This window comes from Kitasatospora sp. NPDC088264 (assembly GCF_040685715.1).
In the GTDB taxonomy this organism is placed as follows: domain Bacteria; phylum Actinomycetota; class Actinomycetes; order Streptomycetales; family Streptomycetaceae; genus Kitasatospora.
This window is the reverse complement of the sequence record NZ_JBFBIR010000105.1, coordinates 1-16,773: the sequence shown is the minus strand read 5'-3', so window position 1 is coordinate 16,773 and position 16,773 is coordinate 1. Positions and strand designations below refer to the sequence as shown.

The window sequence follows — 16,773 nt, the reverse complement described above, 5'->3', positions numbered from 1 at the left end:
CTCGACCCCTGGCACACCCTCCAACGCTACTGGCACGCCTGGTCGCAAACGCCCCCGCCACCCGAACTCCAAGCCCTCATCACCTCGTTGGCCACCGGCCGAGCCCTTGATCTCTACTTACGGGTTTAACAAACCACCGCTAAGCTGAGCGTGAGGGCAGGAGCTGCGGCCGCGTACCTCGTTCGGGCACTCACGGTCGTGCCTGGCCACCGGCGGCTGGCCTCTGGCCCAGACTCGTTGCTGCCAGCGCACTTCGGGGGCCGAAGAGGTCCCCCTTCGGCAGTGAGAGGTCCAGCACGTGAAGATCCGACAGGCACTTGTCCCCGTTGTCTTGAGCGCCGTCGCGCTCGGCACCGTCGCGGCCGCCCCGTCGCCTGCCAGGGCGACCACCTGCGGCCAGGCGGTCCGCAACACCCAGGGCGACCTCCGGCAGGCCGGAGCCCCGACCAACGCCACCACCTGGCAGGGAGTGCGCAACGCCGCGCAGAACTTCCTCAACAGCCACCCTTGGAGCAGTCCCGCCACCGACGTCATCAAGATCGACGTCAACGACCTGAACCGGTTGTGCGCGAAGTAGCAGGATTCGCGCTCAGCTGGTGACAGGCTCACTCCGGGGTCTGGAACACCAGACGCGCGATGTCCCGCCGGCTCGCGCTCACGTCTACGCGGTACCTGCGCGGTGCAGCGAAGCGTGGCCCGGTCGTCCCGTCGGTAGCCGCGTGGGGTGGTGGGGCCGCCGAGCCGCTCACGGCGGCCCCAACGATGCCGCCCGCCCCAACCGTCAGGCGGCAGACCATCCGGCACAGGCAGAACGCGCCCGGCCGGAGATCGCACCTTTCCGGTCGTGGGCCGAACGCGTTCTGGAACGATCACCGGGGTCGCGGGCAGGGGGCTTCGGGCAGGAGGGCTGCCGCGTGCAGCGGGTCCCGGGCTCGGGCGGAGCCCAGGTGGCGGACGGCGCTGACCTGCCAGGTTCCCACGCTATCGGGCAGAGCAGTGCCGAGCAGGGCGGGGCGGGTGATGGCCGTGACGTCGGTGATGGTGGCCGCCGGGGCCGTCTGTCTACGCGGTCTTGGCCAGGTGAGTCTCGAAAAAGTCGGTGAGCTTCGAGACCGCGGGGCCGACGTGCTGCTCCTTGTCGTAGAGGTCGACGTGGCTGGCTCCGTCGATGTCTCCGACGTCACGCAGGCCACGTCCGCCCGGCAGCCCGCCGGGCGAAGTGCCGACCCGAAACTGCACCAACTGCTCGACGGCATGTACGACATCCCCGCCATGATCCTCGACCGCCGCATGGATGTGCTGGCCTGGAACCGGGGCGCGGCAGCCCTGCTGGCCGACTTCGCCGCACTGCCCGAGCGCAAACGCAACCTGATCCGGCCAGCCTTCCTCGACGACGCCTACCGGTCCCTGTACGCGGACTGGGCACGCGCTGCCCGCGAGTGCGTCGAGGTCCTGCGGATGGAGGCCGGATGCACCCCAACGACCGGGCCTTGGCCGCCTGGTCGGCGAACCCACCGCCCGGGACGTGGACTTCCACACCTGGTGGGGAAGCCACCAGGTGCGCGGGCCCAGGCAGCTCACCAAGACCTACCGCCACCCGGTCATCGGCACCGTGACCCTGGACGTCCAGCAGTTCTCCGTCGACACGCAGCCCGACCAGCAACTCGTCGCCTACACGGCTCCTTTGGACTCGCCCTCCCAGGAGGCGCTGCGCTTCCTCCTCCAGTGGTCGGCCCGCCCACCCGCACGACCGGACGATCACACCACGGACCGTGGCCTCAGCCGGCGATGGGTTCTCCCCGGCTCCAGCGGACCTGGTCGCGGCCCCGCTGAACCTGAAACGGGAACAGGCGTTTTCGTTTAGAGTGTGGAGTATGCCCCGACTGAGTGACGAAACCCGGGAGGAGCGGCGGCGCCACATCCTCACCAGCGCCTGGCACTGCTTCTCCCGTGACGGATTCCACGCCACGTCGATGGACGACGTGATCACCGCGACCGGCATGTCCTCCAGCGCGGTATACCGGTACTTCCGCAGCAAGGACGACCTCATCTTGGCCGCCGCGGACGAGTCCCTGGCGCTGGTCCGCAACCTGTTCAGCGGGCTGCTGGAGCAGCGTCCCACCCCGTCGCCGGCCCAGGTCGTGGCCGCGATGGTGGCCGAGCTGCGCGACCGCGACCCGGGGCAGGGTGACGACCTGCGGCGCATAGCCATCCAGGCGTGGGGGGAGGCGCTGCGCAGGCCGGAGCTGGCGGAGCGGACCCGTTCGTTCTACCTGGACGTGCGCGGCAGTCTCGCCGAGCTGGCCCGGCGGTGGCGCGAGGAGGGGCGGCTCGGGCCGCAGGCGGACCCGGAGGCGGTGGCGTCGGTGCTGATGTCCCTGATGCCGGGGCTGCTGGTCGGGCGCTACCTGGTGGACCCGGTCTCGGTGGACCGCATGGTCGAGGGCCTGTCGGCCCTCGCTTCGGCGTTCCCCCCGGGAGAGGGTGGAGACGGGCTGTGACCAGTGCGGCGGGTCCGTCGACTCGCGGGCGTTGAAGGGAAGTTCGGGCCTCCGGGTCGGGATGGCCCCGGCGGCCGCAGTGGTCCTGCGCGGCGGGGAGGACGGTCGCCGTGGTCGGCGTCGGCCGCGGCCGCGGCGGTTCGGCGGCCCGCCCCTCCGGCCGCAGGTGCGGCCGGGGCAGTGGAGGCGCTTGCCCCGGCCGGCGGCTGGCTGGCAGCCGCGCTTGGCTCCGTCAGCCCGGATGAACGCGCCGGCGTCTTCCGGGAGTTGCCGGTCACCAACGGACCGTGCCGAAGTCGTCCGACCGTAGTTCTGAACATCCCTTTCTCCGCCCGCGGCGCGGGGAGAGCGGGGTGTGGTGCCGCGGGCGGTCGGTCTGCCGGGGGCAGGGACCGGGGTTCACGGGGCGGGCGCCGTGCCCGGTGGGACGGGTGCGAGCCAGGGCGAGTCGTACTCGACGTGCTCGGGGCCCAGACCGTGGGGCGTGTTGGTGTAGAGGCGCAGGCGTAGCCCGTCGGGGTCGGGGACGACGAGGAGCCAGCCCGCGAGGGCGATGACCGGCGGTGAGTGGGGGACGTCGAGTGCGTCGAGGTGGGCGGTCCAGCGGTCGAGGGCGGGTCGGTCGTCGACGGCGAGGGTGAGGAAGTCGTAGCCGTTCAGGGCGGCGCAGGTGGCCGGGTCGAGGCGCAGTTCGAGGCGGGTGCCCAGGCCGGGGGCGTCGAGGATGACGGCGAAGAGGGTGCCGTCGGGGCGGCGGTGGTCGAGGGCCTCGATGCGGTGGGCGCCGAGGACCGCGGTGTACCAGCGGGCGCTGCGTTCCAGGTCGGTGACGGGTAGCTTGAGGTGGTGGATGCCCGCGTGGGGCGGGGCGGTGGTGGGGTTCATGGTCAGCTCCGGATCTCTTCGGCGCCGGTGGTGACGAGGGCGGGGCGGTCGACGGGGGTGCCGCGGCGCCACAGGTGGGTGATGGCGCGCAGGGCGGTGATGTCGCGGGTGGGGTCGCCTTCGACGAGGAGCAGGTCGGCGCGCAGTCCGGGTGCGATGCGGCCCCGGTCGGTGAGGGCGAAGGCGTCGGCGGGGGCGGCGGTGGCGGCGGTCAGTGCCTGGGTGGGGGTGAGTCCGGCGGCCACCAGCAGGGCGAGTTCGCCGTGGTAGCTGATGCCGTGGGTGGTGGGGTGGCCCATCCCGCCGGTGCCGTCGGTGCCGGCCAGCAGGGGGACGCCGAGGTGGAACATGCGTAGGGCTGCGTCGGCGGCGTGGGCCGGGTCCATCCGGATCGGGCCGACGCGCTCGGCGGGGTTCGTGGTGCGGATGCGGTTGAGTTCGGTGAGCCATCGTGCCTCGGCGTAGGGGCGCAGCCGGGGGTCGTCGGCGAGTGCGTACTCGGCCGGGGTGGGGGTCATGCCGGTGAGTGCGGTCAGGGTGGGGACGACGAAGACGCCGTGTGCGGCGGCTGCTTCGATCAGGTCGTCGCTGCAGGGGCCGTCGGCGGGGGCGTGGGCGAGGCCGTCGATGCCGCAGGCGATGGCCTGGCGGGTGGCGGTGCGGGTGAGGGTGTGGGCGACGGTGCGCAGGCCGTGTTCGTGGGCGGCGTGCACCAGGGCGGTGACGGTCTGCGGGGACATCAGGGGCATCGGGTGGCCGATGGCGGTGCCGTCCTCGATGAAGATTTTGAGGTGGTCGGCGCCTTCGGCGACCCGGGCCTCGACGAAGGCGTCGGCGTCCTGCCATCGGGCGAGGGTGGGGAAGGGCTCGAGCAGGCCGGATGCGACCAGCTGGCCGGGGTGTCCGCCGGGGGCGGTGGCTCCGGTGGTGGCGACGCGCAGGTCGGCGAGGTCGTCCCGGTCGCCTGCGGCGGCCCGCAGTCGGCGGGCTGTTGCGGGTGCGCCGCCCATGTCGAGTTCGGTGGTGATGCCGAACAGGAGGGACTGGCGGAGCTGTCCGGTGTCGGTGGCGTGGGTGTGGGCGTCGATCAGGCCGGGGAGCAGGGTGCGGCCGGTTGCGTCGATGACGTGCGCGTCCTCGGGCAGGGGCAGGGCGTTGCCGACGGCGGTGATGGACGGGCCCTGGATCAGGACGTCGCGGGCCGGGTGGAGGCGGGTGCCGTCGAAGACGGCGGCCCGGCGGATGAGGGTGGGGCGGGAGGCGGGAGTGGTCATGTCCGTGACTCCTTCGAGCGTGCGGTTCAGGCCGCGGGCTCCAGGGGCAGGTGGTCGGCCAGGTGGGCGAGGACCTCGCCGGGCGTGGCCGGCAGGCCGTGGGCGGCGAGGTAGCCGTCCGGGCGGACCAGCAGGGTGGTGTCCAGTGCGGGGATGTGCCGGACCGTCAGGAGGCCGTGCAGCGCGGACGTGTCCGGGGCGGCGGTCGGTTCGGCGGGTGCGCCGGGCAGGGCCAGGGTCCAGTGCAGGCCGTCCGGGGGGACGAGCCGTGGGCTGACCCGCGTGCCGGGGCGCGGGGTGCCGAGGTCGGGCTGGTCGGTGTAGCCGATGTCGAGCTGGGCGAGCTTGGCGGCGATCCAGTCGGTGATCCCCGGGGTGCCGGCGGCGGCGGACAGCAGGGCGTTGCGCCGCAGGCAGGCGGCCGGGTCGGTCAGGGCGGCGACCTCGGCGAAGCGGGCGGTGAAGGAGATGAGTGCGCGGGCGACGGGGTGCCGCTCCCGGTGGTAGCTGTCCAGCAGCTCCTCCGGTGCCATCGCGCTCAGGACGGCGTGCAGCTTCCAGGCCAGGTTCCCGGCGTCCTGGATGCCGGTGTTCATGCCCTGCCCGCCGGCGGGGCTGTGGGTGTGGGCGGCGTCGCCGGCCAGCAGGACGGGCCCGGCGCGAAACGACTCGGCGACCCTCTCCTGCACCCGGTACGTCGAGGCGGCGACCACCTCGGCGACCCGCGCCGCCTCCCGCGCGGGACCGCGCTCGGACAGCAGCCGCTCGACGTCCCCCGCGCACGGCGCGGCCGATCCGGGCGCGGCGGGGGCGACCAGCCGGTGCAGGCCGCCGGCGAGCGGCGAGAGCAGCAGCATGCCCGCCCCGGAGAGGAAGAACGTGGGGTCCTCGCAGGCCGCGGCCCGCGTGCCGGCCTGGAGGCGGACATCGGCGAGCGCGAACAGCTGCTCCCGCGCGTCGCCGGGGAAGGCGATGCCCGCCGCCGTGCGCACCGTACTGTGCAGGCCGTCGCAGCCGACCAGGTAGCGGGCGGACACGGCGCGCACCACCCCGTCCGGGCCGGCGACCGTCGCCATCACGCCGGGATGGTCGGGGGTGATGCCGAGCAGGCGGTGGCTGCGGTGGACGGCGCCACCCAACTCCTCCAGCCGCGCGAGCAATTGCTCTTCGGTGGTCTGCTGGGAGGCCAGCAGCATGTACGGGTGGGGGGTGTCCAGCTGGTCGAAGCAGGCCCGCAGGAGCGTCCGGTCACGGTCGTGGAGGCAGAACCCGCGCGCCTTCGTCCCGGCCCGGACGAGCGGGGCGCCGACGCCGATCCGGTCCAGGTACTCCAGGGTGCGGGGCTGGACGGCCGCCGCTCTGCTGCCGGTCCCGATCCCGGCACCCCGGTCGATCAGGACATGGGCCACACCCAGCTGACGCAGGCTCACCGCCAGCGCCAGGCCGGCGGGACCGGCCCCGACGATCAGCACAGCGGTCTGGCAGGGAAGAGGCTCGACAGGCGGTAAGGCGGTCATGACACGCTCCTCGCCGTACAGGAGGGCGGCCGCCGGAGGGCTCCCGGCAGCAGCACACAACCAGCGAAAACGAACGTTTCCGTTCATCTCGACGGTAGCAACCCATCCCTCATAGCGCAAACGGTCGTTTCGCTTTGGGATGGGATCGCCAGCTCACCCTATGCCATTATCGTCATTTCGACGATAATGGCATAGGGTGAGGACACCGGAAGGCCTGTCCCGAGGGGGGACCCGCCGGTTGAGCGACAGAAGAAGGTCGGATGTCCAGGTCACGGCAGGTGGGGACGCTCCAGGACTCCTTCGAGGCGTTCGGCGAGCACGGCGCCCGGAGGACGAAGCCGACGGAGACCGGCGATCTGTACCACTACACGAGCGCCGACGCGGCGATCACCGGGATCCTCACCACGGGGACGCTGCGCCTGGGCCCGTTCGAGTCGATGAACGACCTGTGGGAGGCAGACCCGTTCCCTCCCGTTCTCAGCGTCCACGAGGACGACCAGGCCGACGTCGATGCCGCCGGCTGGGTCTGGGAGGAGATCGACCGCAGCATCCGGCTGCACACCAAGGTCGCCTGCCTCACCCGGGACTTCGTCTTCCCTCCCTACACCCTCGACCCGAACGCGCTGCGCGGGTGGGCGCATCTGTCGCTGTGGGCCCACTACGCGGGCCGTCACAGCGGTATCTGCCTGCGGTTCGACCGCGACAGGCTCATCGCCGCCTTCGACCGCGCGGGAATCGACGACGACCTACGGTTCCACGGGCCGGTGTCCTACAACCTCATGGACAAAGCGGTCGACGCCCGGGGGTTCGACCTCGGGCAGGCCAAGGCCTTCGGGGTGGACGCCCTCGCCCGCGTCTACGCCCGGGACACGGCGGAGCAGCTCTTCTTCCGCAAGCACTACGACTGGTCGAACGAGAACGAATACCGCCTGATCCTGGTGGACCAGTCCCTCCAACACAACAGCATCGACATCCGCGGCGCGCTGACCGAGGTGGTCCTCGGCCACCGGTTCCCCGCCGGCCGTGTGGCGGCACTGCGGGAAGCCCTGCAGCGCTACCCGGACGTGGAGGTCGTGCGGCTGCTGCACCACAGCCGAACGCTGTCCCTCGTGCCCGAACTTCCGCCCCCGCCGCCGGAGGCGCCGTCGTCCATGGCCAAGGACCCCGCCACCCTGCTCGACCGGATCGCCGCCCTCGACACGGCCGAGGAGGAGGCGATGCGCCTGCGCTACGAGGCGATCGAAGACTTCTCCCATCTGATCAGCGAGATCAGTGCCGGGGCGACACGCATCGCCGCCGACCTCGACGCCTGGCCGCGGACCGAGGTGACCAGCGTCGACACCGCCACGGCCGTGCCCGACGGGCAGCGGCGCCGACGTTCTGGGGTCCCTGGAGAACGGGTCTACCTCGAACGAGGCCAGCGGATCAGCGTTCACCACGTACTCGGCACCCAGGAGACGCCCGACGAGGCCCGCGAACTCGCAGTGTCGGTCGCCTTCCAGGTCCTCGACCAGAGGCGGCTCCGCCTCCACGCGCAGATCGCCCTCTCCCGGCCGGGCGGTCCCTCCGAAGAGAGGTGGCGGTATCAGCAAGAGGCCGAAGCGACGCAGGCCAAGGCCGCCCTGGCCTCGATCCTCACCGAACTGCACAACGCCGCCCTCGCCACCCACACGGCCTTCGATGCCGCGCGGGGCCTGCCCGTCGAAACCGCGAACCAGGGCTGACAGCCGCCCCGGACGGCGGTACCCCGCTATCCGCGGAAGCCCGGGTACTGGCGCGAGAGCCCCGGCGAGTCCGCCAGTACCCGAACAGCTGAGGTACTGGCCCTCTCGGCGTCAACCTTGGACAGTTGGCGCGCCGCTGGTCAGGTGAACAGTCGTCACCCGACACCCGGGGCCGGTACAGCTTGACCATGATCACCACTGCCGCGTGGCGCCGCGCCACCACCGTCCTCGCCACGCTCGTCCTGACCGCTCTGCCGGCCGCAGGTCCCGCCTTCGCCGGCACCACCGCCCCCGCCGCCGCGGCGACAGCCACCCACCGCACGCTGCCCGAGCCCCGCCCGTCGATGTCGCGCGCGATGAACTGGCCGACCTGACCGTGGCCGAGCCTCACTCCATGGAGGGCTACAGCCGTACCAAGTTCCCTCACTGGGCCAAGCAGTACGGGGAGTGCGACACCCGCGTTATCTGCACTGCTGGTTCCGGAGACTCACGGAAAGCCAGTGACAGTACAGCAATGTAGCTGAAGATCGCTGTCTGAGGCACGTGAGGCACAGCAGCTCCGGAGAAACCTGCTGGCCAGGTGCGCGGTGACCTGTCATGGTGTCGCCGTGTCTGACGAATCGATAGAGCTGTCGCCGATGCCGGGCACGAAGTGGTCGGCTGGATCCCTGCGGATCACGAGCTGGACTGTCCGCGCGAGTGAGATCTCGGTGCGGCTGGGCATTACCCCTGATCACGAGTACGAGCGGGGAAGCCTCTCAAGTCCACGGAACCCACTCAGCCGTCGGCGTGGGGCCGCCGTCTGGATTCTCAAGAGTGGCCTGGACAACGACCGATGGCCAGAGGAGCACGTCGCCGAACTCCTCCGTCGTCTGGTCGGCAAGCACGACGAATTGGCGAGCCTGGCCGCCGACTGCAAGCTGGAGTTGTTCCTCGGCTTCGGCAGTGAGAGCGGCCAGGGCGGATGCGCTCTCCCCTCCGCGCTCCTTCGAGAGGCCGGAGACCTCGGCCTCGACATCGCGCTGGACCTGTACCCACAGGCACCCGACGACTATGCCGGTCCCGATGACGCGGCCGATGATCCTGACCGGCCCGACGCCGAGGCAGGATGGCACGGCCCCTTCTATCGAGTCCGCAACAACGACTTCGAGATCCGCTTCCTCCCGGATCCGCACGAGGATCTCGACGACGTCTGCAACACCGATGCCGAAGTCCTCCTCCCTGACGGATCACGGTGGGGCGCGACGATCCTGACCGTCGACGAAGTCGGCCGGCTGATGAATCGGTGGGACGGCACCGGAGAGGCCCTGGGTGGCAGGTACTTCTCATGCTCTGACGGCCTGATCGTCCGTTCCCCAGGCATCGCGGGAATGGTGGATGTGATCGTCGGGCTGCTGGAGGCTGGAGAACTCCAGCACACCTTCAAACGACTGGACTGATTGGCATCTGATGCATGATCTCGAACATGAACGAACCGGAACTGGACCTCCTCTCACGACTGTGGGAGGAGCACATTCGCGCGAGGTTCCCGGCCCATCTTCGTGGTCAGGACATCGAGGGCCAAGACATGGTGCTGCTGGACGCGGACACCGCTGGCTGTGTCTCCTCGTCACTGTCGGGGCCCCTTGATGAGAAGCGCCGCAGCATCCTCCTCGGGTGCCTTGGGGCCCTTGAAAAGGTCGTTCCGTCGATCGGTGATGAGGGCGGCGCGATCGAGTACTACGAGCGCTTGCGGGAGATGGCCGCGCTGGCAGTCGAGCTCGGAAATGCCAAGGCCGGGTAGTGTCCGGCAATTCGGGGTGGGCGCCCGTGTAGCCTGCCCGCTCGTTCGATTTGGGGGGCAGCTTTGTGATCCACCTTCCAGATGGGTCCTGGTGGGACTGGGACGCTGTCAGCGGGAACGCCGGTCGGCTGCGACTGGGCGCCGGCCACGACCTGTCGTACCACCACGGCCTGGAGCTGGTCTTCAGCGACCCGGTCTTCGTCATATGTCCCGCTTCATTCCACGATCCGACGTTCCGCGAGCCGACACCCGCGGAGGCCCGGATCGTGTCTCGGCAGGTTGGTGAAACACCTGAGGTGTTGGTCGCCTTCGAGGCCGATGCGGGAGGACCTGAACCCGCCTCCGGCTTGATCGCGGCCCGGCAGCTCGACATCGTCCAGGGAACCGTCTTCCGGTACTGGCGCGAGAATCTGGAGGCTGGGGAACGCCTTGCCCCTTGGGTGCGTCCGCCGGAAGCATGACCGCGGACTCGTAGCCGGGTGGTGCTTCTGGCCAGCTATCTGGCCAGAAGCACCGGCGAGGTTGTGGGCTCCGGCGGCTATCGAGCCGAGCTTGGAACCGCTCGAATGGATCGTGTGAGGGCTCTACGGACCGCGGTGACCTCGTCTTCCAGCTCGACTGTGCGACGTTCGAGCCTTCCAGCTCGCGCGGTCTGCTCGGCAAGTTCGGAGATCAGGAGCGCGTTGTGGCTCTCCAGGTCCCGAATGCGGCGGAGAAGTTCGGTTCGCTGGACGTCGTCGATCTCAGCGCCGAGGGCGAGCCTGACCCGATCCTGGAGTCGGTCCCGTTCCGTCTTCAGGCCCTTGATCTCTTCGCGGGCGAGTGCGAGGTCGGTCTGCAGGCTGGCTTCGCTGACCCGTTGCTTCGGGAGAATGGCTGCGGCCGGAATGCCGTGCCGGGCCTGTTCCTGGACGGCAGCTTGCACCGCCTGGTGGACGTCCGGACTGTTGTAGACGAACCAGGTGGAGACGGCGGCCTTGCGGGCCACGCGCGCGACCGTAATCCGCTCGCCTGCGGCGACGAGGCCGGCGACGGCGTCGAGGCTCCGCTTGGTCTTGGCCTTGCTGTCGGCGGTCCGTGCCTGCCGCAGCCGCTCTACGCGGGCCTCGCGGGCAACGGTCGTCGGATCCATCACGGGGCCCTCCTGATGTCCAGAGTGTCACCGGGGAAGAACGCCTGAGAGGCGCGGACCTTCCGCAGCTCCTTCGACGCCGCCTCCACCGCATCCCGTTCCTGCGGTGACAGACCAGCCAAGCGCTCGTCCATCTCGGCCAAGACCTTTGCGTATGCCTCCAGTTGGTGCTCGAAGTTCGCCAGCACCCAGTCCGCGGCGCCCATGGCCGTCGCTGCCTCCCGATCTGCTCGCAGATCGGCGATGGTCTGCTCCAGTGCCGGACGGTAGGAGGGGTCGGGCTCGTAGAAGTCGCAGCCGGCGCACTGAAAGCGGATGCGGCAGTGCCCGCCGCCGGCCTTGACGTTGCTGGGCTTGGTGCATCCTCCGTTCGGCACCGCCACGGATCGCAGCTCGTAGGCGAGCGGGTCGTTGGAGCCTCTCGGGTTCCCGTGACGGTCGGCGGCGAGTACCGCCACCGTTTCGACGGCCTTGCGACGCCGCTCCTGGGAGACGGTGTAGTAGCCCATGGTGACGTCGAGTGAGCGGTGGTCCATGAGCTTGCACAGCACGTCGATGGCGGTTCCGGCATCGGCGTGCCGCTGTGCGTAGGCATGTCGCAGGCCGTAGGCGATGGTCTCCGAGCGGCGGTAGGGGACCTGGTCGCCGTTGTCGTCGAGGCGGTTGTCGAGGAGTTCGGGGATGCCGTCAACCCAGTCGCGGAAGACCCTGGCGGAGAAGTAGTGAGCGGTCAGGTACCTGACGCGGGATCTGCGTGTGGCTCCGGGTGCCGGGAAGAGCCACTCCTCGCAGCCCGGCATCTCCGGGAGACTGTCGCGGTGCTTCTGCCACTGCTGGATGTGCCGTGCGGTCTCCGGGCTGATCGGAAGGCGCCGGCCGTAACGTCTGCGTTTGCGGTTGTCGTAGATCAGGGACGGCTTGCCGTCGATCCACTGCAGACAGTCGCGCTTGAGCGAGGTGGCTTCCTCAGGACGGCGTCCGGTGTCGCGGATGATGCGGTAGACCTCCTGATACATGGCCGCGAAGTCGCCGGCTTGCCAGCCGGCGTGCTTGTAGGTGGATTCCGCGCCCATCAGGGGCAGGTACTGGTCGAGCCGCGCGATGACGTGTTCGGGGATCGCGCGGCCACTCTCGTCCTCGGTCATGTCGACGGCCTCGATGCCGTGCAGCTCGGGGCTGAGCGCGAAGACCCCCGGGATGTCGTCCATCAGGCCGGCCAGGCGCGCGTACTGAAGGAGTCGGCGCCACCAGCCCAGCATCGCCCTGCGCTGGGCCTGGGAGTAGGCGCTGCCGTTCTTTGGATTGCGGGCGATCTCGATGGCCTCGACAACAACGGTCATGTCGGCCAGGGCGAGCGCCTGCGGCCTCTCGGCGGCGGGCCTGGACGCCAGCGCGTTCGAGGCGAGCGCCGTGACGTTAGCCGTGCGCCTCAACTCCGACACGGTGGGCCGCACGGCTCGCCCGTACTCCTTAACGATCTCGCGCAGCCACCGTTGCCGGATCGGCCGGAAGTCCAGGTGCCCGCTGGCCGCGGGATAGCGGCGGTTCGGTGCGGACAGCAGCCCTACCAGCGCGCAGTCCCAGACGTCTCCGAGCGTCGGATCGACGCCGTCGTACTGAACGCGGGCCCGGCGGAGTCTGACCTGCATGTCGTTGACCAGGCTGTATGTGGTCTTGGGGAGGTGCGTGATGGACAACGGCATGCCGAGGTCCATCAGCGAGGACAGCCCTGGCGGGAGGTTGCGGACGATGCGGCGCATCAACGCGGGCACGACCGGGCGGTCCTCCTCGTCACGACGCTGAAGGCAGTAGAGGATCTCCGCCCGCACTGCTGTGGAGAGGTCCCCGAGAGCGAACTGTGACCGGCCCGGTTGCAGGCCATCCCCCACATTGGGCTGCCGCACCGCGGGCAGGGAGGGCGTGTGAGTCGTATCGAAGTCGGCCGGGTGACCGCGCCGTGCGCTGACAGCCCGACATGCTTCGCAGCGGGATGCTGGCGACTCGACCAGCACGCCGCAGGCCGTCACGCGGCAGGCGAAGGCCCGGGTCCGCGGGCTGTCCAGATCCGTGGTGAACAGCAGGCTGCCGGGATCCCACTCACCCGTCCGCCACTGGAGGTCGAGCCGGTCGGCGAGCCAGGCCGCCCAGTCGGTCCGTGCGACCTGGCTCGCGGGCAGTTCGGCGTAGTCGTGCGCGACGGTCATCGGATTCCTCCGGCTGCCACCAGATCGACTGCTGCACGCAGATCGTCGTCGCTGGCACGGAGGTAGACAGCCGTGCTGGCCGCGGAGACGTGACCGAGCAGAGTCTGCACCACGTCAGGGTCGATTCCCGCACGGATCCAGGCGGTCGCCGCTGTGTGCCGCATCATGTGCGGCCGGGCCCGGAACCCGCAACGGTTGCCGATCCGCTCGATGATCTGCTTGGCATTCGAATACGACATGGGCAAACCGGCATGGCGCGAGGCCAGATTCACGAACACGAAGTCGGATCCCGCGGCCTGCTGGACACCGTCGCGCTCAACGAGGTGGTCCCGGTAGGCGTTCACCACCCGCCTCTCGACGGGAACGTGCCGGTGCCTCCCCGATTTGGCGCGTGCACCGTTGCTGTTGTTCTGGCGGGGCCTGACGTGCACGTGCGCCCCGGCGATCTGGCAGCCCAGGTGCTGGGAGTCGGGCAGGAAGTGCATGTCCTCGCGCCGCAGGCCAAGCGCCTCGCCGATGCGCAGGCCGGTACCGAGGAGCAGCGCGAGCAGGAAGCGGTCGCGCGCGGTGCCGGCAGCCGAGAGGATCCGGTCGACCTGCCCGGTGAGTAGGACGGCGGGTGGCAGCTCGATCTCGGCTGCTTTCAGGACACGGGCGTTGACGCGTCGGAACTGTCCGTCTTCGCCTTCATTGAAGCCCTTCGGCGTGTACTGGAGGAACCGGGGCTCGCTGAGTGCGGACGCGACCTCGGGGGCCACGATGCCGGTCGCCGCACACCAGCGCAGGAACCCGCAGGCGGTGCCCACCACGGCATTGATGGTCGTACCGGTCGGCAGACGGAGGGTACGCGGGTCCGGCGTCTGCTCGATGTGGAACTTGTAGCGCGCCATCTCGCCGAGCGACACGGTCTTCCAGTCGGTGCCGCGTCCGGAACACCAGTTCAGGAACCGCCCGACGCGGGGCAGATAGTTCCGCTGAGTCTGCGGCGAGCGGTTCTTGGCGCGCAGGTGGATGGAGTACTCAAGGCTCTCCGGGTGAGGGATGTACGTCTCCTCGTCAACGAGGAGCCAGGTGACCGCCCCGGTGGCCGGGGATATCGCCTTCTCTGCTCTGAACATGCGGTGGTGCTCTCCTGCATCATCTGTGGATCTCGTCCCTCACCGTATGGTCGATATCAGCGAGGCACAGGGCGGCCTGCCCCTGTGGCCCACGTGGCACGGAGTCACGGAACGCATGCAGATAACCCGCGAGGTTGTCCTGGCGAGGGACGGCCGGGACGTCGTCCAGAACGAGAAGTGCCAGACCGTTGACGGCACCTGGATGAGCCCGTACGACGGCAAGGCCTTCACCAACTCAAAGGATCTTGACGTCGACCACGTCGTGCCGCTCGCGAACGCCTGGCGCAGTGGTGCCGATCTCTGGGACACGAGCACGAGGAAGGCGCTTGCGAACGACCTGGTGGAGCCTCAGCTGGTCTCGGTGTCCGCGGCCAGCAACCGCTCCAAGGGCGACAAGGGCCCGGGCCTGTGGAAGCCGCCGCTGCGGTCGTACTGGTGCACGTACAGCAGGGCGTGGATCGAGGTGAAGAGCCACTACCAGCTCAACATCACCGCCCCCGAGAAGCAGGCCCTGTCCGACATGCTCGACACCTGCGACCAGTGACCGTCCCACCAAACGCCGAACGCCACCAGGCGCACGTGACCGCCGGACCCGGCGGAGTGATGACCGAAGAGGTCGGCTGCATCACCGGCGAGCTGACCGTCGTCACCACCGCCTTCCCGACCGGGCAGGCATGGGTCGCGGTCCAGTACCGCGGCGCCGACGAGTGGTACACCCTCACCGGCACCCCCACCCCCCTGCCCGCGGGTGAGTCCCTGGCCCACTACCACCAGCGCGTCCTGGACGCCGTCCGCACCGGCGGCGAAACCGTCGCACCGCCCGCGGCCGGCACCGGGCAATAGGCCATGACGCCGTCCCGGGAGAGCCGCTCACCCCGGGACGGCGACGCCCACCCGCGCGTGCCCGCGACCGCACGCAGCAGCCCCGGCCCGCCGTCGCCTTGACCGCCACACCACGAACCCGGTGGCATCCACACCCTGCTCAGGGGATGGAGGCCACCGTCATGTTCCCGGCCGAAGTCACAGGTCGACGGGGATTGACCAGCCGACAGGGACGTGTAGAGTCCGCCAGTTTTAGCTTCTGTCGGCCTCTGGTTGCCATCGTGGTTTTCGGTCCCTGGAGCTACTTGACTGGCGTTCCTGACTTCCTACGTCCGGTGCCACGGACCCGCCCGGCCCTGCCCGGGGCGCCGCGTACACCAGAACGTCGCGTACGCCGCTGAGTCCGTGCCAGCCACGACTCGGAGGGAACCCATCATGACCACACGCTCTTCTCGGCGCCGGAACACGGCGCCGCGCACCGGCAGCACGAACAGGCCTCAGGCGGCGGGGCAGGAGCGGCCGGCCTGGCGTGATCCGAACCGGATGCTCGGTGCGATGCTGGCCAACGCCGGCTCCAGGCTGGCCGTCGCCACGCTGCTGTTCCTCGCACAGCATGTCGAGGTGACCTGGCACTGGCACCTGGGGACCGGTCCGCTGCCCGCTCGGGGGTCGGGCGCGGACCGGTCCCTCCAGAATGCGTGTGCAGGCAACGCGGCGCTCGATCAGGGAGTGTCGCCGGCCCAGTCCCAGCGGGACGGGTCCACGGGCCGGGGTTCGTAGTGGGACCGGCCGCCGGCACCGTAGGACCCAATCTCCGTGGAGATCTCGGTACTCGTGCCCCGGCCGGGGGCCGGGGTCGGGAACGTCGTGGTCGGCTCCGTAGACCCGGCCCAGGTGCGTGCCGTAGGACCAGATCTCGGGGAGGTGGCCCTCTGCAGCTTCTTCGGCGGCCTTCGCCGCGATGCGCAGGAACGTGGACAGCTTGTCGGCCGGGACGAGTTCTACCGCCAGCAGCGCCACTCCGACGGAGGCCTGGTGCGACGGGGGCAGGATGGCTCCGAACCCGCTCCTCCATGAGATCGGCGAGCGCACCGCGGTACCTGATGATGTCCATGCCGCCAGAAAGCACGGAGTCCTACTCAGGAGCTGGCGACCCGCCGGGCCTGAAACTAGTCGGACCACCATGCCCGGTGCAGCGTCATCTGGCCCGCGTCCGTTCAGCGATGGCCCCGCGCAGCCGGTCGGCGAGGTCGGCGCGCTTGGCGGGGGGGTACTCGAGGACGCCGTTGCCAAAGGCGAGGGCCTCGAACTGCTGCCGCTCGTAGGGCACGCCGTGGGGCGGGCGGGCGATGTGCCAGTGCAGGTGGCTGTTGCCGGCCTGGGAGCCGAGGGAGAACAGGTAGGTGCGCTCGCCGCCGAGGACGTCTTCGGCGGCGAGCGCGACCACGACCGGCGCGCGGTGGGGCTGGCCTCGCAGCCGTTCCTGGCAGCGGCCGGGCCGACAAGCGGTGGGTGGTGGAGCGGAGCCGCGCGTGGATGAACAGCTTCGGCAAGCTGCGGCGCTGCACTGAGGAACTCAGTCGCGTCGTGGACTTCCACCTCTGCCTGTCCGCTGCGATTGTCACACTGCGCATGCTCATCCGCCGCGCGACTGCGGGGATGGCCGCTCCACCACCAAGTGCCTGCGGTGACGCCTACTGACGGGTGTTCTTGGCTGTGGGCTGCGTCTTCTGGTTGTAGATCTCCTTGCCGTCTGCGTTGTAGGCATGGACGTAGGGGGCCGGGGGGAAGGAGTTCCGGTCGAGGCTGGTGG

General features: G+C 70.0%; 15 protein-coding genes and 4 pseudogenes. 12 read left to right on the top strand and 7 right to left on the bottom strand.

What is annotated here, in order from left to right; translation table 11 throughout:
- Window positions 1-331 precede the first annotated feature (331 nt).
- The 3 genes and pseudogenes from AB0O82_RS37510 to AB0O82_RS37500 all read left to right on the top strand — a co-directional run bounded on the left by AB0O82_RS37510 (window position 332) and on the right by AB0O82_RS37500 (window position 2,501).
- Complete coding sequence (locus tag AB0O82_RS37510; RefSeq protein WP_363589355.1) at window positions 332-577, top strand: hypothetical protein; 246 nt, start codon at window positions 332-334, stop codon at window positions 575-577.
- 59 nt (window positions 578-636) lie between these two features.
- Window positions 637-1,864: pseudogene (locus AB0O82_RS37505) on the top strand (hypothetical protein).
- Window positions 1,865-1,874: 10 nt separating this feature from the next.
- Window positions 1,875-2,501, top strand: coding sequence for a TetR/AcrR family transcriptional regulator (locus AB0O82_RS37500; RefSeq protein ID WP_363589353.1), 627 nt, complete (start codon window positions 1,875-1,877; stop codon window positions 2,499-2,501).
- Between the two features lie 399 nt (window positions 2,502-2,900).
- Here AB0O82_RS37500 and AB0O82_RS37495 read toward each other — a convergent pair whose 3' ends face one another.
- The 3 genes from AB0O82_RS37495 to AB0O82_RS37485 are packed head-to-tail and all read right to left on the bottom strand — an operon-like array spanning window position 2,901 to window position 6,177.
- Complete coding sequence (locus tag AB0O82_RS37495) at window positions 2,901-3,386, bottom strand: VOC family protein (RefSeq protein WP_363589351.1); 486 nt, start codon at window positions 3,384-3,386, stop codon at window positions 2,901-2,903.
- 2 nt (window positions 3,387-3,388) lie between these two features.
- Window positions 3,389-4,660 carry an amidohydrolase family protein gene (locus AB0O82_RS37490; protein ID WP_363589349.1) on the bottom strand — a complete coding sequence of 424 codons (1,272 nt, stop codon included), beginning with the start codon at window positions 4,658-4,660 and terminating at the stop codon, window positions 3,389-3,391.
- 26 nt (window positions 4,661-4,686) lie between these two features.
- Window positions 4,687-6,177 carry an FAD-dependent monooxygenase gene (locus AB0O82_RS37485; RefSeq protein ID WP_363589347.1) on the bottom strand — a complete coding sequence of 497 codons (1,491 nt, stop codon included), beginning with the start codon at window positions 6,175-6,177 and terminating at the stop codon, window positions 4,687-4,689.
- 260 nt (window positions 6,178-6,437) lie between these two features.
- Here AB0O82_RS37485 and AB0O82_RS37480 point away from each other — a divergent pair, with 260 nt between their 5' ends.
- From AB0O82_RS37480 to AB0O82_RS37455, 6 genes and pseudogenes are all read left to right on the top strand, one after another.
- A complete protein-coding gene (locus tag AB0O82_RS37480) occupies window positions 6,438-7,901 on the top strand; it encodes a DUF2971 domain-containing protein (protein WP_363589345.1) in 1,464 nt (487 codons plus the stop codon).
- Between the two features lie 188 nt (window positions 7,902-8,089).
- Window positions 8,090-8,275, top strand: coding sequence for a hypothetical protein (locus AB0O82_RS37475; RefSeq protein WP_363589343.1), 186 nt, complete (start codon window positions 8,090-8,092; stop codon window positions 8,273-8,275).
- A gap of 264 nt (window positions 8,276-8,539) precedes the next feature.
- Window positions 8,540-8,908: pseudogene (locus AB0O82_RS37470) on the top strand (DUF4279 domain-containing protein); the annotation flags it as partial.
- Window positions 8,909-9,001: 93 nt separating this feature from the next.
- A pseudogene (locus AB0O82_RS37465) lies at window positions 9,002-9,340 on the top strand (hypothetical protein); the annotation flags it as partial.
- Between the two features lie 14 nt (window positions 9,341-9,354).
- Window positions 9,355-9,684: a hypothetical protein gene (locus AB0O82_RS37460; protein ID WP_363589341.1), complete on the top strand. Its 330-nt coding sequence runs from the start codon at window positions 9,355-9,357 to the stop codon at window positions 9,682-9,684.
- Between the two features lie 65 nt (window positions 9,685-9,749).
- Complete coding sequence (locus AB0O82_RS37455; protein WP_363589339.1) at window positions 9,750-10,145, top strand: hypothetical protein; 396 nt, start codon at window positions 9,750-9,752, stop codon at window positions 10,143-10,145.
- A gap of 77 nt (window positions 10,146-10,222) precedes the next feature.
- On the opposite strand, the gene AB0O82_RS37450 is transcribed toward AB0O82_RS37455, so the two are convergent.
- From AB0O82_RS37450 to AB0O82_RS37440, 3 genes are read right to left on the bottom strand one after another with little or no spacing between them, the layout of a single operon-like run.
- A complete protein-coding gene (locus AB0O82_RS37450) occupies window positions 10,223-10,816 on the bottom strand; it encodes a DUF6262 family protein (RefSeq protein WP_363589337.1) in 594 nt (197 codons plus the stop codon).
- On the bottom strand, window positions 10,816-13,020 hold the full coding sequence (locus AB0O82_RS37445; protein WP_363589335.1) for a tyrosine-type recombinase/integrase: 2,205 nt from the start codon (window positions 13,018-13,020) through the stop codon (window positions 10,816-10,818). The genes AB0O82_RS37450 and AB0O82_RS37445 overlap by 1 nt, the downstream gene beginning before the upstream one ends.
- Complete coding sequence (locus AB0O82_RS37440; RefSeq protein ID WP_363589333.1) at window positions 13,017-14,138, bottom strand: tyrosine-type recombinase/integrase; 1,122 nt, start codon at window positions 14,136-14,138, stop codon at window positions 13,017-13,019. The genes AB0O82_RS37445 and AB0O82_RS37440 overlap by 4 nt, the downstream gene beginning before the upstream one ends.
- Window positions 14,139-14,253: 115 nt before the next feature.
- Between AB0O82_RS37440 and AB0O82_RS37435 the strand changes: the two genes are divergently transcribed.
- Together AB0O82_RS37435 and AB0O82_RS37430 are read left to right on the top strand one after the other, a co-directional pair.
- Window positions 14,254-14,682: a DUF1524 domain-containing protein gene (locus tag AB0O82_RS37435; RefSeq protein WP_363589331.1), complete on the top strand. Its 429-nt coding sequence runs from the start codon at window positions 14,254-14,256 to the stop codon at window positions 14,680-14,682.
- A gap of 59 nt (window positions 14,683-14,741) precedes the next feature.
- Window positions 14,742-14,981 (top strand): hypothetical protein, encoded by a 240-nt coding sequence (locus tag AB0O82_RS37430; RefSeq protein WP_363589357.1) that lies wholly within the window; start codon window positions 14,742-14,744, stop codon window positions 14,979-14,981.
- Window positions 14,982-16,158: 1,177 nt separating this feature from the next.
- Here the strand turns inward: AB0O82_RS37430 and AB0O82_RS37425 are convergent.
- Window positions 16,159-16,407 carry a hypothetical protein gene (locus AB0O82_RS37425; RefSeq protein WP_363589329.1) on the bottom strand — a complete coding sequence of 83 codons (249 nt, stop codon included), beginning with the start codon at window positions 16,405-16,407 and terminating at the stop codon, window positions 16,159-16,161.
- 47 nt (window positions 16,408-16,454) lie between these two features.
- Between AB0O82_RS37425 and AB0O82_RS37420 the strand changes: the two are divergent.
- Window positions 16,455-16,651 (top strand): annotated as a pseudogene (locus tag AB0O82_RS37420) (IS5/IS1182 family transposase); the annotation flags it as partial.
- Window positions 16,652-16,773: the final 122 nt, after the last annotated feature.